This window comes from Streptomyces sp. NPDC028331 (genome assembly GCF_055565775.1).
This window is the reverse complement of record NZ_JBVHTR010000025.1, coordinates 72,178-85,377: the sequence shown is the minus strand read 5'-3', so window position 1 is coordinate 85,377 and position 13,200 is coordinate 72,178. Positions and strand designations below refer to the sequence as shown.

Sequence of the window (13,200 nt, the reverse complement as noted above, 5' to 3'; positions counted from 1 at the left end):
CAAGAAAAAAAAAAAAAGGAGAAAAAGAGAGAAAAGAGGGGGGGAGGGACCCCCCCCCCCCCCCCCTCCACCCCCCCCCCCCCCCCCCCCCCCCCCCCCCCCCCCGCTGCCGTGTGCGCCGTGTGTGCCCTGTGCGCCGGACGGGCCGGTCGGTCGTCGGCGCCCGGTCGTCGGCGTCCAGCCGTCCGGATCCGGTCGTACGCGTCCGGCCGTCGGCGTCCTACCGTCCGGGTCCAGTCGTCCTGACCCGGTCGTCAGGATCGGTCGTCGTGCGCGCGCCTGGCCGCGACCGGGCCGCGACCGGACCGGCCGCACCGCCGAACCAAGCGATGGCCGGTTCAGCCGCTCGCGAGGAGCTGCTTGACCACGGCGGCGACGCGGCCGCCCTCCGCCTGGCCGGCCACCTTCGGGTTCACGATCTTCATGACCTGGCCCATGGCACGCGGGCCCTCGGCGCCCGCCGCCTTCGCCTCCTCCACGGCCTGGGCGACGATCTGCCGCAGCTCGTCGTCGGACAGCTGCTTGGGCAGGTACGCGGCGAGCACCTCGCCCTCCGCCTTCTCCCGCTCGGCCTGTTCGGCGCGCCCGCCCTGCGCGAAGGCGTCCGCGGCCTCCCGCCGCTTCTTCGCCTCACGGGTGATCACCTTGGTGACCTCCTCGTCGGAGAGCTCCCGCTTCTCCTTGCCCGCGACCTCCTCCTTGGTGATCGCGGCGAGCGTCAGCCGCAGCGTCGAGGAGCGGAGCTCGTCACGCTCCTTGATCGCGGCGTTGAGGTCTTCCTGCAGCTTCGACTTGAGCGTGGTCATGCCTCTGATTGTCGCAGGTGCGGTGGGACGGCTGCCCGCACATTTCCCGGGGCACGACCGGCCACCGGGGCCGTCGGTGGCGCCCGGCGCCGACCGCCCTCGGGCGACCCCCAGACCGGGAAGTCCACAGGTGGGCGTCGCGGCTGTCCACAGGTGTGCGTCGAAGTCGTCCACAGGTGAGCGCGGGGCCGGCGCCGGTTCTGACACGATGGTCGTATGCGCGCGCGATACGGAGTACCCCTGGGAATCACGGCGGTTGCCGCCGCCGGACTGCTCTACTCGGCCGGGTTCGAGGCCCGTTCCTTCCGGCTGCGCCGGGTGACGGTCCCGGTGCTGCCCCCGGGGGCGCACCCACTGCGCGTGCTGCAGGTCTCCGACATCCACATGGTGAGCGGGCAGCGCAAGAAGCAGCGCTGGCTGCGCTCACTGGCGGGCCTGCGCCCCGACTTCGTGATCAACACCGGGGACAACCTCTCCGACCCCGAGGGCGTGCCGGAGGTGCTGGACGCGCTGGGCCCGCTGCTGGAGTTCCCGGGGGCGTACGTCTTCGGTTCGAACGACTACTACGGCCCCAAGCTCCGCAACCCGGCCCGCTACCTGGTGGAGAAGGTGAGGGGCCACCACGGCCTGAACGGCAACCCGCCCGCGGTCGGCGCCATCCACAACCCGTGGGAGGAACTGCGCGACGGCTTCGACGCGGCAGGCTGGCTGAACCTGACGAACACCCGGGGCACCCTCAAGATCGACGGCCTGGAGATCGAGCTGACGGGCCTGGACGACCCGCACATCAAGCGCGACCGGTACGCGCGCGTGGCAGGCGGCCCGTCCTCCTCGGCGGACTTCTCGATGGGCGTGGTCCACGCACCGTATCTGCGCAGCCTGGACGCGTTTACGGCGGACGGTTACCCCCTGATCCTGGCCGGCCACACCCACGGCGGCCAGCTCTGCATCCCCTTCTACGGTGCCCTGGTCACCAACTGCGACCTGGACACGGACCGGGTCAAGGGCCTGTCCCGGCACACGGCGGAGGGCCGGACCGCGTACCTGCACGTGTCGGCGGGCTGCGGTACGAACCGCTACACGCCGGTACGGTTCGCCTGCCCGCCGGAGGCGACGCTGCTGACACTGGTGGCGAGGGAGGCCGAGCCCCAGGCGTAAACCGACCCATACCCCACCCGGAGTATCCTGCATCGCCCGTTATGCCCCCATCCGCTTAGCGTGAAGGCATGATCGCGCCGATACCCAAGGAGATCCCGGAACTCCCCGCGGTGCCGGGCAAGCCGACGCTGGCGCCGTCCGTCGTCCCCTCCGCGGCCGTGGTGGCTCCCGTACACCGTCCGAAAGCAGCCCGCTACCGCCTGCTGGTGGCGCTGACGGCCGCGGCGGCGGTGGCCATGGACCTGGCCCTGGGCAGCCCCGCCCGCGTCCTGAGCTACTTCACGATCCAGGCCAACCTGCTGTTGGCCGTGACCTTCACCCTCTCGGCGTGGCGGGCCCGAACGGCCCGCCGCCCGCTGCCGCCGCTGATCACCGGCGGCACGCTGTTCTACGCCCTGATCGCGAGCCTGGTCTACCACGTGCTCCTGGTGCACGAGCCGGGCCCCTTCTCGATGACGGACCGGCCCACGATCTGGTCCGCGCTCTCCGGCCAGGTGCTCCACACCGTGACACCGATCGCGGCCCTGCTGGACTGGCTGCTCCTGACCCGCCCGGCCCCCCTGGCCCTGCGGCACGCGACGCGCTGGCTCCTCTACCCCCTGGCCTACCTGATCTTCTCCCTGGCCCGCGGCGCACTGCTCCCACCGACCGCGCAGGCGCGCTACCTGTACCCGTTCCTGGACGTGGCCCACCTCGGCTACAGGAGCACCCTCGCCAACGCGCTCCTGCTCGGCCTGGCCTTCTTCGGCCTGGCCCTCCTCCTGATCACCGCCGACCACGTCCGCCCCGACCCGACGCGCCGCCGCCCGAAAACCGGATTTCGTCTCCAGCCACCAGTGGGCTAAAGTAAACGACGTCGCCGCGACAGCAGCGACACCGGGGTGTAGCGCAGCTTGGCAGCGCGCTTCGTTCGGGACGAAGAGGTCGTGGGTTCAAATCCCGCCACCCCGACAGCCGTAACAGCAGGTGAGGCGCCTACTAGTCGCTAGTAGGCGCCTCACCTGTTTGGTCTGCGTGTCCAATTGCGTGACCACTGCTTTTCGCGTGTCTACGGGCGCCGCTCCTGCGCTCCGAAGATCTTGTCCATGACCACAGCCACAGTCTGGATCACGGGCCGGATCTGCTTCCGGTAGACCTCCTCGGTCATGGCGGTCCCGGCCGTCTCGCATACCTTCCTCGGCCCGGCCGTCGAGTCCGGCACCCGCTCAGGGGTCGGCGTGGCCGCTTTTCACCGAGGCCCGGTGGCCGAGTCGGTGGGGGCCCAGCAGCCGATCAGGATGCCTCCATCGCCGCGCGCGCCGATTCGACAAACCTCCCCTGGCACCGCAGATACGCCTCCCTCACTTCGTCGAAGCGGGCTCGCGCATCCGCGTCACCGCGGGTGATGTGCCACAGGCACCGGTTGACCTTCAGCGCCGCGTCCAGGACGGCCTGGGCCGCTGTGGCGGTCGCGGACGGCCCTTCCAGAACCACGACACGGACGCTGTGCATCAGATGCGCGTAGGCTTCGCGTAACTCCGTACGCAGGTCCTCAAGGCGCGTCAGCTGCTGGTCCGCACTGGAGCTCTCGTGAAACGCGTCCAGGACCCTGCGGTACAACTCACCGATGACATGGGCGCGTTCCATCAGCTCAAGGTACGCGGCCCGCCGCAACTCCCGCACACGTCCGCGGTGCTGGGCCTGTGCCGAAGCTTCGGCCTGGACCCGGGCGGCCCGCACGTTCCCCAGGTTGGTCACCCAGCTCGCGAAGACGGCCGTGCCGCCGGTGAAAGCTGCGACCCACATCGCACTGTCCCCCACGGCGATCAGTGTCGTTGAGGTGCCGAACGGCTGTCGAGGGCGTCGTTGGACCTGCCCGGCGGATCCTGTCGGAGAGGCGGGCGCTGGCACGCACGTTTGCCGCGTTGTCACGGCCGCCCACGTTCGGCGCTGCGGGTACGGCTCCGCCGTCCTCTCCGCTGCCGAAGAGTTCGTCGCCCGCGAGAGCTGGACCTCTCTCGGCTTGAATGTCGCCGGGGACAATGAGGCAGCCATTGCCCTGTATCGCCGCACCGGCTATGCCGTGTCGTCGGTGTCCCTGCGCAAGACCGTGCAGCAGGCACCCGGCACCAACGGCTGACACCGGCAACCGCGACAGCACCGGCCGACGCCGGACCCCGAAGGACGTACCCCCGAGACGCCCGCCGGTTGGCCGGTGGCCACGGAGCCCGGTGATCGGCGGTCCGCACGGAAACGGGCCGGGCGGATCCGCGGTCAGAACAGCCACACCCCGAAGGCCGCGACCGTCAGGCCGACGGCCAGGAAGACGCCCGTCGTGACGGTCAGCGGAAGCAACTGCTTGCGCCGACGCGGTGGGTCGAGGCCGCGCCATGCGCTGCGCACCGCGTATGCCCCGACGAGCGCGATCACACAGCCGAACACCACGGCCGTCAGCCCGAAGAACTCGGCCCAGGTGTAGGGGTGGTCCGGGTTCGGCGTCCACACCGCGGCGAGGTCGGCGGCGCTCGGTACTCTCACTCCTCTCACCCCTCATCAGGTCCTGGAGGCCGGACTCCATTGCTCTGGGCGTGCCCTCGGCCATCTCGCACGGGCGACGGCGCAGGCCCACGCGGGTGAGCCGGCGCCGCGCCTGACCTCAGACCTCGATACGAGCGACCTTACGGCCCACCTTGAGGTACAGCTCGGCACCTTCCAGGGGTCCGACCTCGCCCACGACCCCACCGAGCGTCTGCTGAACGGCAGCCTCCGTGAGCGGCGTGGGCTGCTGATTCCCGTTCGATTCCCGGATCAGACGGAGACCGTTCTGCTGAGCCACACGCCGCACGGCGGAGATGCTGGGAGCGAAGTCCAGCGTGCGGCTGATCAGCACCCCGAGCGTGTCCTCGGCGTGATCCTTCAGGGAGACCACGGGAAGGTGCCGGGTATCCCGGAAGGAGCGCTTGGAGAAGCGCGCCGTGAACTCCGCGCGGGCGGCGGCAGCGGCGTGCAGGCCGTGCAGCGCGGCCACCACCTCGCCGGCCAGGATGCGCTTGACCGCCATGGGGTGTGCGGTTCCCGCCTCCAGTCGCCTGGCGACGACGCGGATCTCGTCGTCCGTCCACTCGGTGAGCAGTTGCAGGTACGGCTCGGTCAGGTGGTCGGGGATGGACATCAGCCGGCCGTAGACCTCGTCCGGCGGCGCCGTCAGCGCCACGTAGTTGCCCTTGCTCTTGCTCATCTTGGCGCCTGTGCCGTCGGTGCCCTCGATCAGCGGGGTGGTGACGACGACCTCGGGGGTCTGGTCCGAGATCTCCATGACCTTGCGGCACATCTGGAGGTTCAGCAGCTGGTCCACGCCGCCGAGTTCGACATCGGCGTCGATGGCCACCGAGTCCCACGCCATGACGACGGAGTAGACGAACTCGGCGACGGACAGCCCGTGGCCCTCGGCGAGCCGGGTACGGAAGTCCTCGCGCTGGAGCGACATGGAGACCGGCACCCGGGCGAGAACCCCGACGAGTTCCGGCAGGGTGACCTTGTTCAGCCATTCACCGTTGAAGCGCAGGTCGGCGCGCTGGAAGTCGATGAACGGCGCGACCTGCCGCTGGTAGCCGCTCAGGTTGCGCTCGATCTCCTCGTCGGTGAGGGGCGGTCGCTCCGAGGACCGTCCCGACGGGTCGCCGATCTTCGCCGTGACGTCGCCGATGATGAAGACGACGTGGTGACCCATCCGCTGGAAACGGCCGGCGATGATGATCGGCACCGCATGGCCGAGGTGCACATCGGGCGACGTGGGGTCGATGCCGTACTTGATGACCAGCGCACGGCCCGCCGCCTGCGCGGCTTCGATCTTCTCGGCGAGCACTGCGGCCGAAGGGATCAGGTTGACGGCGCGCCCCTCGACCAATGCCGCCTGCTCCTGGGGAGAGAGGTCGGAGAGGTCCAGGGAGCGCCTGGCTATTGTCTCGCCGAGCAGCGCCGCGACCGTATAGTCCGCGCCCAGGTCCGCTCCACCGAGGATGTGCATGACACGGGAGACGGACTCACTCAAACGGCTCATAGCACCTATACGTTCCTGGCTCGGACAAGTGGCCTGGCCAGTATGGGATTGAAAGCGCCCCGCCGCGAGTGAGTTCTCCGGCCGGCCCGCTGCGCGCGTCAGGTCGGTGGAGGCGGCACCCTGGTGTCGCCCCCACCGGTGGGCGTGCGTCAGGCGACGTGCAGGGTCAGTGCGGCGGTGTGGAGCTTGCCGCCCGTCTGGAACTGCAGGAACAAGCGCCAGTTGCCCGCCTTGGGCAGCATGGCGTGGAACGACAGGTCGGGCCCGCCGTGGTCACCGTCGGCCTTCGTCTCCGGGTGCAGGTGCGCGAACGCCTGGTCGCCCTCGTGGAAGGCCGTCAGGTGCGCGTAGGTGTCCAGGTAGGGCTGGAGATCGGTGACGGGCTTGCCGTCCCTGCTGATGCCGACCGTCATGGGGTGCGCCATGCCGGCCATAAGGTCCGCCTTGACCGTGACCGTGTAGCCGTCGACCTGTGTGCTGTCGGCGGCTGCCGGGAGCGTGGAGGGCCGGGCGGCGCCGGGGACGGTGAGGGTGCGGCCGAGCACGAAGTCGCCGCCTTCGCCCCTCCCCTTGTCGGGGGTGAAGGAGGCGAACATCCGCCAGGTGCCCGGCTTCAGCGCGGCCAGGTCGGCGGTCCAGGTACCGTCTGCGGCCATCGTGGGGTGCAGGTGCTGGAAACCGGTCAGGTCCGAGCGGATGGCGTAGAAGTGCATCCGCTTCGTCTGGTCCACGGCGAAGCCGGTGACCGGCTTGCTGTCCGGGCCGGTGATCCGGAACGTGTACCGGCCGGGCCTGCCCGCGGGCAGTTCGCCGACGGTCGAGGTGAGCGTGTAGCCGTCCTTGCCGTCGGCGAGACCATCGCCGGAGGCCATGCCCCCGTGATCCATACCCGGCATCGACGAATGGTCCGTCCCCGGCATCGACGAGTGGTCGACGCCCGCCGTGTCGCCGGGCGACGACGTCGCGGACGTGTGCGAACCGTGGTCCATGCCGGGCATCGACGAGCCGGAGGACCCCTTCGACGAACCGCAGGCGGCCAGCGCCACCGCGAGGACCACGGACGTGCCGGCCGCGGCCAGGGCACGGCGGCACAGGGGGAACCGAGAGGTGAAAGACATGATGTGAGAGCCTTCGAGGCGTGCACGCCGCATGGGCGCGCAGGTGATCAGGACACGTGGCCCGGCACCGAAGAACGGGCCGGGCAAGGTCCTGTCACGTCCGCGCGATGCAGACCCTCAGCAGCAGCTCCCGCCCGCCACCCGGCGGCCCGCGCCGACCGACCCTTCCGGCAGCCGGCCACCGTCCGGCTGCCGTCCACAGGCAGAACACCGCGGTGACGAGGGCAGGCAGGAGCAACACGGTCGGGAGCGGGTTGCGGTCCCGGGCCGGAGTCGCCACGCAGACCGTGCCGTGCCCGTCCGGCGCCGCCTGCGGCGCGGCATGCGGTGAGCCCGGGACGGTCGCCGGGGCCATCCCGGCCGCGGCGTGTGCGCTCTGTGCGGCTTGCCGGCCGTGCCCCACCGGGGCGGGCGTCGACGTGGTGTCGTGACAGCCGCCGGCGGCACTGGCCGGTGCACCGTGCATGAGGAACAGTCCGAACAGCACCGCGCACACCGCGACCAGGCGGGCGACAGCCCGTCCGCGTCCGTGCTCGGTCTCCGTCACTGCCCCGTCCTCACTGACCGACTACACCGCCGGGGCGACAAGCACACCGGCGCGAGAAGTACGCCGGCGCGACAAGTGCGCCGTGTGACAAGTACGCCGGTCTGACCATACCCCATACCCCCACCCGGTACCCTACGGCGATGCCTCGGTCGGCCGGGCGCCGGTCGCGGCGGCCGTCGTCGCGACGGCGTACAGGCCGGAATCGGCGATTCCCCTGGTCAGCGGAGTGCCGCGGTCAGGAGGCTGCTCCCGTCAGGCCGAGGAACTCGCTGCGGGAGCGGGCGTCGGAGCGCAGCAGGCCGAGGAGGGTGGAGGTCATGGTGCTGGATCCGGTCGCCTGAACGCCCCGCAGGGTCATGCAGCAGTGTTCCGCCTCGATCACCACGCCGACGCCCTTGGGCTCCAGATGGGTCTGCAGCCAGTCGGCCACCTGTTTGGTCAGGCGTTCTTGGACCTGCGGGCGGCAGGCGAAGTGCTCGACGACGCGCGCCAGCTTGGACAGGCCGAGGATCCGGGCGCCGGGCAGGTAGCCGACGTGGGCGGTGCCGACGAACGGCAACAGATGGTGTTCGCAGACGCTCCGGACCGGTATGCGACGGGCCAGGACGAGTTCGTCGTAGCCCTCGTCGTTGGGGAAGGTGGTCAGGTCGAAGGGGCGCGGGGTGAAGAGTTCCGCGTAGGCGCGGGCCATCCGGCCCGGTGTGCCGCGCAGGCTCTCCGAGGCGGTGGAGATGCCGAGCGCGGCGAGGAACTGGCCGGCCGCTGCTTCCGCGGCGGCCAGGTCGATCCCGTCGGGCTCGTGGACGACCCGCAAGGCGGGCCGCCCGGGTATCGCCTCTTGCTCGACGAGGGGGTCCATGCGGGCGGTGGTGCGGTTCCGGCGGTCGGTCATGTCAGCCGCTCCCGACGCCCAGAGCGGTGAGCAGCACCAGGACGAGGGTGACCACGGCGAGCAGACCGTGAGCCAGCACGACCGGCACCGGGAAGTGCCGTTCGGCAGGGACGGCACCTTCGGCTCCCGGGCCGGTGGCGGCCGCTGTCGCGGCGGCCGTGGCACGGTCGCGGTGGACGGGGATCCAGCGGGCCAGCATCACGAAACCCAGCAGCGCGACCGGCAGCAGCAGGCCGAACGAGGCCCAGGCCAGGGCGCTTTCGTCGGCCACGACGTAGACGATCCACACCACCAGTCCGATCGCGGCCAGGGCGAAGTGGCCGAAGACCACGGGTGCGGGCAGGCGGCTGGTGCCGGTCTGCTGCTGGCGGATGCCGCCGCGTTGGATCCAGGTGCCGAGCAGGTAGAAACCGCCGAGTGCGGTGATCACCCAGGTGATCAGTGCGGCGATGTCCATGGGGGACTCCGAGGGGACGGGGTGAGGGCAGCCGGAGGACACCGGCCGTCAGGGTGGGTCTGGGGGCGGGTCACACGGCCGAGCGGGTGCCGCTCCGGCTGCGGCCGGGTGTGTATCCCTCGGCCTGCGTGTTCTCGTCGGCGACGCGTACGCCGTAGCGGTAGGCGAGCTTGCCGCCGAGGAATCCGGAGACGCCGAGCGCCGCCACACCGGCCGCGGACAGGATCAACCTGCCGATGCCGACGCTTCCGCCGGCGGCGTGATCGCCGTAGCGCCACAGGAAGTTGACGACGTAGGCGGCGGTCACCAGCAGGTTCAGCGTCATGTGGACCAAGGCGGTGCGAAAGGCCGGGGTGCCGGCCGGGATCGCGAACAGGTCGAGGAATCCGACCATGGCCGCCAACAGCGCACCGATCACGCCGACCGCGATCAGCCACTGCGAGGACTGGGCCAAGAAGCCCGGACGGTGCACGACGTGGGATGCGATGTCGAACACCAGGCTGGTCACCCAGGCGCCGATCGGCACGGTCACCAGGATCGGGTGGAACGGGTGGCCGTACGGGCCGGCGAGCGAGGCGCTGACGGGGCGCTTCGCCTGAAGCTGTGACTCACTGGCCATCGCAACCTCCCACTTGTTTCACCAACAAACCTTGGTGTTATTCGGGAGTGGCGTCAAGACATGCAGGACAGCGGGCCGAAAGAACACTTGTGCCCGCGCAGGTGGGAGTTACCGTGGTGCCGTGGCTTCTGATCCGACTGCGCAGGCCGACGGTGCCGACAGCGCCATCGACTCCGTCAGCGTCCTGAGCGAGGACTCGCGCCGGCGCATGTTCACCTTCATCCGGCGGGCCGGCCGCGCCGTCACGCGGGACGAGGCCGCCGCCAGCGTCGGCATCTCCCGCAAGCTCGCCGCCTTCCACCTGGACAAGCTCGTCGACGCCGGCCTGCTGCGGGCGCGCTACGAGACGCCCGGCGGGATCCGCAAGGTCGGCAGGCAGCCCAAGGTGTACGAACCCACCGACGCCCAGATCACCGTGAGCATCCCCGATCGGCGCCACGAACTCCTGGCCGACCTGCTCCTGGACGCCGTCCTCACCGAGGGCGCCGACGAAACCGCCGCGCAGGCGGCGATGCGGACCGCCGAGCACCGCGGCCGGCGGTTGGGCGAGGCCGCGCGGGACGAGACCCGCCCTGGCCGCCTGGGCCCCGAGCGCGGCCTGACCGCCTGCGAGCGGCTGCTGGACCAGTACGGCTACGAGCCCGTCCGGGAAACCCCGACCCGGCTCCGGCTGCGCAACTGCCCCTTCCACCCGCTGGCCGCGAGGGCCCCGGAGCTGGTGTGCGGCATGAACCAGGCGTTCCTCTCCGGCTACCTGCACGGCTTGGAGGTCAACGGGGTACGGGCCGTCCTGGCCCCCGAGCCTGGGGAGTGCTGCGTGCGGCTGGGCCCCGGCGACCCCGACCCTGCCGACGACACGGCGCGGGACCGCTGACGCGACGCCGGACGCCTGCCCGCGCGGGCCGCCGCCGAGGTGCACTCACCTGGAAGCACAGGACGGCGAGGCAATGACTTGGCCAAGCTTTCCCGAACCGGCCCCCCGGGGATTGTTAGGTAAGCCTTCCCTGACTTAACTTCTGTGCGTTCCTCTGCACGTCAGACCGGAGAGTCCCCATGTCCAGCGCCAACATCGCACTGCTCGGCGCCATAGCAGGCTTCACCATCTACCTCGGTCTCCCCCTCGGCCGCCTCCGCACCCCCACCCCGCGCCTCCGCGCCGGGCTCAACGCCGTGGCCATCGGCATCCTGGTCTTCCTCGTCTGGGACGTCCTCACCCACGCCTGGGAGCCGACCGACGAGGCGCTGAGCAAGCACGACTGGGCGACCGTCGCCTCCGGGGCCGCCACACTGGCCGTCGGCCTGACCATCGGGCTGGCCGGACTCGTCCATTACGACGCCTGGATCGCCCGCCGCCGTGCCGCCGGATCCCGGCAGGCCGGACCGGGTGCCGCCGTCAGCACGGACCCGGCACTGCGGACACGCAGCCAGGCCGGTTCGCTGGCACTGATGATCGCCACCGGCATCGGTCTGCACAACTTCGCCGAGGGCCTGGCCATCGGAAACTCCGCGGCCCAGGGCGAGCTGTCCCTCGCCGTGCTGCTGATCACCGGCTTCGGCCTGCACAACGCCACCGAGGGATTCGGCATCGTCGCCCCGCTGGCCGCCGAGGGCGAACGACCGTCCTGGCCCTCGCTGCTTCTGCTCGGCCTCATCGGTGGCGGTCCCACCTTCCTCGGCACGCTCGTCGGCCAGCACCTCGTCAACGACACGCTGTCGATCGCGTTCCTCGGCCTGGCCGCCGGCTCCATCCTCTACGTCGTCATCGAACTGCTGGCCGTCGCCCGCAAGAGCGGACTGAAGACGCTCACCACCTGGGGCGTCCTCCTGGGACTGCTGCTCGGCTTCGCCACCGATGCCGTGGTCACGGCTGCCGGCGCCTGACGCCCGGGCAGCTCCGCGACACGTCACGATCGCCCGCGTCCGGCCCCGCTGCCGTCCCGGCCCCACCGGCGTGGACGTACCCACCGGCAGCGGCGTCCGCCAGGAGACGGGCTGCCACGTCGACGTCCGCCGCGGTGGTCCAGCGGCCCAGGGAGAGCCGAAGGGCCGACAGCGCCCGTTCGTCGTCAACACCCATGGCCCGCAGCACCGGTGAGGGCGTGTGGCTGCCGCTGTGGCAGGCCGAACCGGTGGAGAAGGCCACGTCGGGCACGGCGGCCAGGAGTTCGTGGCCGCGGATGCCGTCGATGCCGATGTTGAGGGTGTTGGGCAGGCGGGATTCCGCGGGGCCGTTGAGGTGGACGCGGCCCGGCAGCGCCTCCGTCAGCCGCGCTTGGAGGCGGTCGCGCAGGTGCCGGACGCGGTCGTGGCCGCCGGCCGCCAGTTCCCCGGCGGCGAGTTCGGCCGCGGCGCCCAGGGCGACGGCGAGGGCGACGTTCTCGGTTCCGGCGCGCAGCCCGCGCTCCTAGATCGGACCGCCCTCGAGTCCAGCGGGTACGGGGATCATGCGGCATTCTCCGTTCCGACGACTGGGCTCGGCCAGCCGCCACTTCGGGCTTCCGCCCATCCGCCCCATCCGCCGGGTTGCCCCGCGGTCGCACGCCTGATGCCTGGCCGCCCTGCGCTCCCGCGCCGAATTTTGCGCCATGCAAACAAACCCAGCCGGTAATCGCCCAGGTGAACTCAGAGAGCCACGCGAGAGCCACGCGAGAGTCACGCGAACGACGCACGGATCACCTAGCCGCATTTGGCATGTTGCAATCTTTACCTATGGCAAAGGTTCGGTGGCGCCCTACAGCCGTACCTCCTGACGTCCACGCGATCCACGTCGCTCGCACCGGGAGGCACCGTGCCCTTTTCGCGCACCACCGTCGGAACCGTCGTCGTGGGCGGCGCGCTGAGCCTGACCCTCGCCGCTCTCGTGTACCCGAGCATGCTCGGGCTCCAGAACGTGTCCACCAACGCCTCGCGCGTGATCGCCAACACGCCGTACGGCCCGCTCACGGAGGCCGACCGCAACTTCGTCGTCTTCGTGCGCTCCGCGGGACTGTGGGAGTACCCCTCCGGAGAGCTGGCTCTCAAGAAGGGGACGACCCCGGCCGTGCGCACCGCGGGCCAGCACCTGGTCATCGGTCACGCGGCGCTCGACGCGGCCTGCCGCAGGATCGCCCCCCAGCTCGGCGTCACCCTGCCCAACCAGCCCACCCCACAGCAACAGGGCTTCCTCAACAAGCTGACATCGGACACCGGCAAGCAGTTCGACTCCGACCTGGCCAACATCCTGCGCATCACCCACGGCTCGATCTTCAACACCATCGCCAAGATCCGCTCCACCACCGAGAACACCCTCGTGCGCCAACTGGCCGACCAGGCCAACGACGTGGTGCTGGACCACATCACACAGATGGAGAAGACCGGGCTGGTCAACTTCGACCAGGTCAACTTCCAGGAGACCACCCCGCCGAAGCTCCCCTCCAACCAGGTCACGCCACCCGTGCCCCAGCCGGGAGATCCGGTCGTGGTCCTCACACCGCCTCCGGGGGTACCGACGGACGGAGTGCCGACGGGCCCGTCCGTGAATGCCCCTACGGCCTCCCCGAGCGCGGGATGACGGCCACCGAGGGA

16 protein-coding genes, 1 tRNA gene and 1 pseudogene are annotated in these 13,200 nt (G+C 70.7%); 7 read left to right on the top strand and 11 right to left on the bottom strand.

All coding sequences use genetic code 11. From position 1 onward, the window contains the following. Positions 1–338: 338 nt before the first annotated feature. On the bottom strand, positions 339–806 hold the full coding sequence (locus tag ACZ4SW_RS29945; RefSeq protein WP_103837934.1) for a GatB/YqeY domain-containing protein: 468 nt from the start codon (positions 804–806) through the stop codon (positions 339–341). A gap of 216 nt (positions 807–1,022) precedes the next feature. Between ACZ4SW_RS29945 and ACZ4SW_RS29940 the strand changes: the two genes are divergently transcribed. The 3 genes from ACZ4SW_RS29940 to ACZ4SW_RS29930 all read left to right on the top strand — a co-directional run bounded on the left by ACZ4SW_RS29940 (position 1,023) and on the right by ACZ4SW_RS29930 (position 2,915). After that, a complete protein-coding gene (locus tag ACZ4SW_RS29940) occupies positions 1,023–1,964 on the top strand; it encodes a metallophosphoesterase (RefSeq protein WP_468251808.1) in 942 nt (313 codons plus the stop codon). Between the two features lie 68 nt (positions 1,965–2,032). Then, positions 2,033–2,809, top strand: a complete 777-nt coding sequence (locus ACZ4SW_RS29935) for a Pr6Pr family membrane protein (protein ID WP_468251807.1) — start codon at positions 2,033–2,035, stop codon at positions 2,807–2,809. Between the two features lie 32 nt (positions 2,810–2,841). Continuing rightward, positions 2,842–2,915: transfer RNA gene (locus tag ACZ4SW_RS29930), tRNA-Pro, on the top strand. Positions 2,916–3,012: 97 nt separating this feature from the next. Here the strand turns inward: ACZ4SW_RS29930 and ACZ4SW_RS29925 are convergent. Both ACZ4SW_RS29925 and ACZ4SW_RS29920 read right to left on the bottom strand, forming a co-directional pair. After that, positions 3,013–3,123 (bottom strand): annotated as a pseudogene (locus ACZ4SW_RS29925) (site-specific integrase); the annotation flags it as partial. Between the two features lie 113 nt (positions 3,124–3,236). Continuing rightward, the gene (locus tag ACZ4SW_RS29920) at positions 3,237–3,701 is read right to left on the bottom strand and encodes a hypothetical protein (RefSeq protein WP_468251806.1); all 465 of its coding nucleotides are present in this window, start codon (positions 3,699–3,701) and stop codon (positions 3,237–3,239) included. On the opposite strand from ACZ4SW_RS29920, the gene ACZ4SW_RS29915 reads away from it, so the two are divergent. Continuing rightward, positions 3,694–4,083: a GNAT family N-acetyltransferase gene (locus ACZ4SW_RS29915; protein ID WP_468251805.1), complete on the top strand. Its 390-nt coding sequence runs from the start codon at positions 3,694–3,696 to the stop codon at positions 4,081–4,083. The two genes, ACZ4SW_RS29920 and ACZ4SW_RS29915, sit on opposite strands and share 8 nt — an antisense overlap. 134 nt (positions 4,084–4,217) lie before the next feature. On the opposite strand, the gene ACZ4SW_RS29910 is transcribed toward ACZ4SW_RS29915, so the two are convergent. From ACZ4SW_RS29910 to ACZ4SW_RS29880, 7 genes are all read right to left on the bottom strand, one after another. After that, positions 4,218–4,481 (bottom strand): hypothetical protein, encoded by a 264-nt coding sequence (locus ACZ4SW_RS29910; RefSeq protein WP_468251803.1) that lies wholly within the window; start codon positions 4,479–4,481, stop codon positions 4,218–4,220. Between the two features lie 118 nt (positions 4,482–4,599). Then, positions 4,600–6,003, bottom strand: a complete 1,404-nt coding sequence (gene tyrS, locus ACZ4SW_RS29905) for a tyrosine--tRNA ligase (protein WP_468251802.1) — start codon at positions 6,001–6,003, stop codon at positions 4,600–4,602. 149 nt (positions 6,004–6,152) lie between these two features. Beyond that, the gene (locus ACZ4SW_RS29900) at positions 6,153–7,121 is read right to left on the bottom strand and encodes a hypothetical protein (protein WP_468251800.1); all 969 of its coding nucleotides are present in this window, start codon (positions 7,119–7,121) and stop codon (positions 6,153–6,155) included. A gap of 94 nt (positions 7,122–7,215) precedes the next feature. Further along, positions 7,216–7,668 carry a hypothetical protein gene (locus tag ACZ4SW_RS29895; RefSeq protein ID WP_468251799.1) on the bottom strand — a complete coding sequence of 151 codons (453 nt, stop codon included), beginning with the start codon at positions 7,666–7,668 and terminating at the stop codon, positions 7,216–7,218. Positions 7,669–7,903: 235 nt separating this feature from the next. Further along, the gene (gene folE / locus ACZ4SW_RS29890; protein ID WP_468251798.1) at positions 7,904–8,560 is read right to left on the bottom strand and encodes a GTP cyclohydrolase I FolE; all 657 of its coding nucleotides are present in this window, start codon (positions 8,558–8,560) and stop codon (positions 7,904–7,906) included. Between the two features lies 1 nt (position 8,561). Next, positions 8,562–9,017, bottom strand: a complete 456-nt coding sequence (locus tag ACZ4SW_RS29885) for a hypothetical protein (RefSeq protein WP_468251796.1) — start codon at positions 9,015–9,017, stop codon at positions 8,562–8,564. Between the two features lie 70 nt (positions 9,018–9,087). Beyond that, positions 9,088–9,636 carry a DUF2231 domain-containing protein gene (locus ACZ4SW_RS29880; protein WP_468251795.1) on the bottom strand — a complete coding sequence of 183 codons (549 nt, stop codon included), beginning with the start codon at positions 9,634–9,636 and terminating at the stop codon, positions 9,088–9,090. A gap of 121 nt (positions 9,637–9,757) precedes the next feature. On the opposite strand from ACZ4SW_RS29880, the gene ACZ4SW_RS29875 reads away from it, so the two are divergent. Together ACZ4SW_RS29875 and ACZ4SW_RS29870 are read left to right on the top strand one after the other, a co-directional pair. After that, the gene (locus ACZ4SW_RS29875; RefSeq protein WP_468251793.1) at positions 9,758–10,510 is read left to right on the top strand and encodes a helix-turn-helix transcriptional regulator; all 753 of its coding nucleotides are present in this window, start codon (positions 9,758–9,760) and stop codon (positions 10,508–10,510) included. Positions 10,511–10,689: 179 nt separating this feature from the next. Beyond that, positions 10,690–11,517 carry a ZIP family metal transporter gene (locus ACZ4SW_RS29870; RefSeq protein WP_468251791.1) on the top strand — a complete coding sequence of 276 codons (828 nt, stop codon included), beginning with the start codon at positions 10,690–10,692 and terminating at the stop codon, positions 11,515–11,517. Here the strand turns inward: ACZ4SW_RS29870 and ACZ4SW_RS29865 are convergent. Then, positions 11,498–12,031: an aminotransferase class V-fold PLP-dependent enzyme gene (locus ACZ4SW_RS29865; protein WP_468251851.1), complete on the bottom strand. Its 534-nt coding sequence runs from the start codon at positions 12,029–12,031 to the stop codon at positions 11,498–11,500. The two genes, ACZ4SW_RS29870 and ACZ4SW_RS29865, sit on opposite strands and share 20 nt — an antisense overlap. A 393-nt stretch (positions 12,032–12,424) precedes the next feature. Here ACZ4SW_RS29865 and ACZ4SW_RS29860 point away from each other — a divergent pair, with 393 nt between their 5' ends. Further along, positions 12,425–13,186 (top strand): DUF4142 domain-containing protein, encoded by a 762-nt coding sequence (locus tag ACZ4SW_RS29860; protein WP_468251788.1) that lies wholly within the window; start codon positions 12,425–12,427, stop codon positions 13,184–13,186. Positions 13,187–13,200: the final 14 nt, after the last annotated feature.

Bases quoted from the DNA above. Each gene is read 5' to 3' on its own strand.
- folE (WP_468251798.1), bottom strand. From the start codon at position 8,560: ATGACCGACCGCCGGAACCGCACCACCGCCCGCATGGACCCCCTCGTC.
- ACZ4SW_RS29870 (WP_468251791.1), top strand. From the start codon at position 10,690: ATGTCCAGCGCCAACATCGCACTGCTCGGCGCCATAGCAGGCTTCACC.
- ACZ4SW_RS29880 (WP_468251795.1), bottom strand. From the start codon at position 9,636: ATGGCCAGTGAGTCACAGCTTCAGGCGAAGCGCCCCGTCAGCGCCTCG.
- ACZ4SW_RS29900 (WP_468251800.1), bottom strand. From the start codon at position 7,121: ATGTCTTTCACCTCTCGGTTCCCCCTGTGCCGCCGTGCCCTGGCCGCG.
- ACZ4SW_RS29940 (WP_468251808.1), top strand. From the start codon at position 1,023: ATGCGCGCGCGATACGGAGTACCCCTGGGAATCACGGCGGTTGCCGCC.
- ACZ4SW_RS29885 (WP_468251796.1), bottom strand. From the start codon at position 9,017: ATGGACATCGCCGCACTGATCACCTGGGTGATCACCGCACTCGGCGGT.
- tyrS (WP_468251802.1), bottom strand. From the start codon at position 6,003: ATGAGCCGTTTGAGTGAGTCCGTCTCCCGTGTCATGCACATCCTCGGT.
- ACZ4SW_RS29945 (WP_103837934.1), bottom strand. From the start codon at position 806: ATGACCACGCTCAAGTCGAAGCTGCAGGAAGACCTCAACGCCGCGATC.
- ACZ4SW_RS29935 (WP_468251807.1), top strand. From the start codon at position 2,033: ATGATCGCGCCGATACCCAAGGAGATCCCGGAACTCCCCGCGGTGCCG.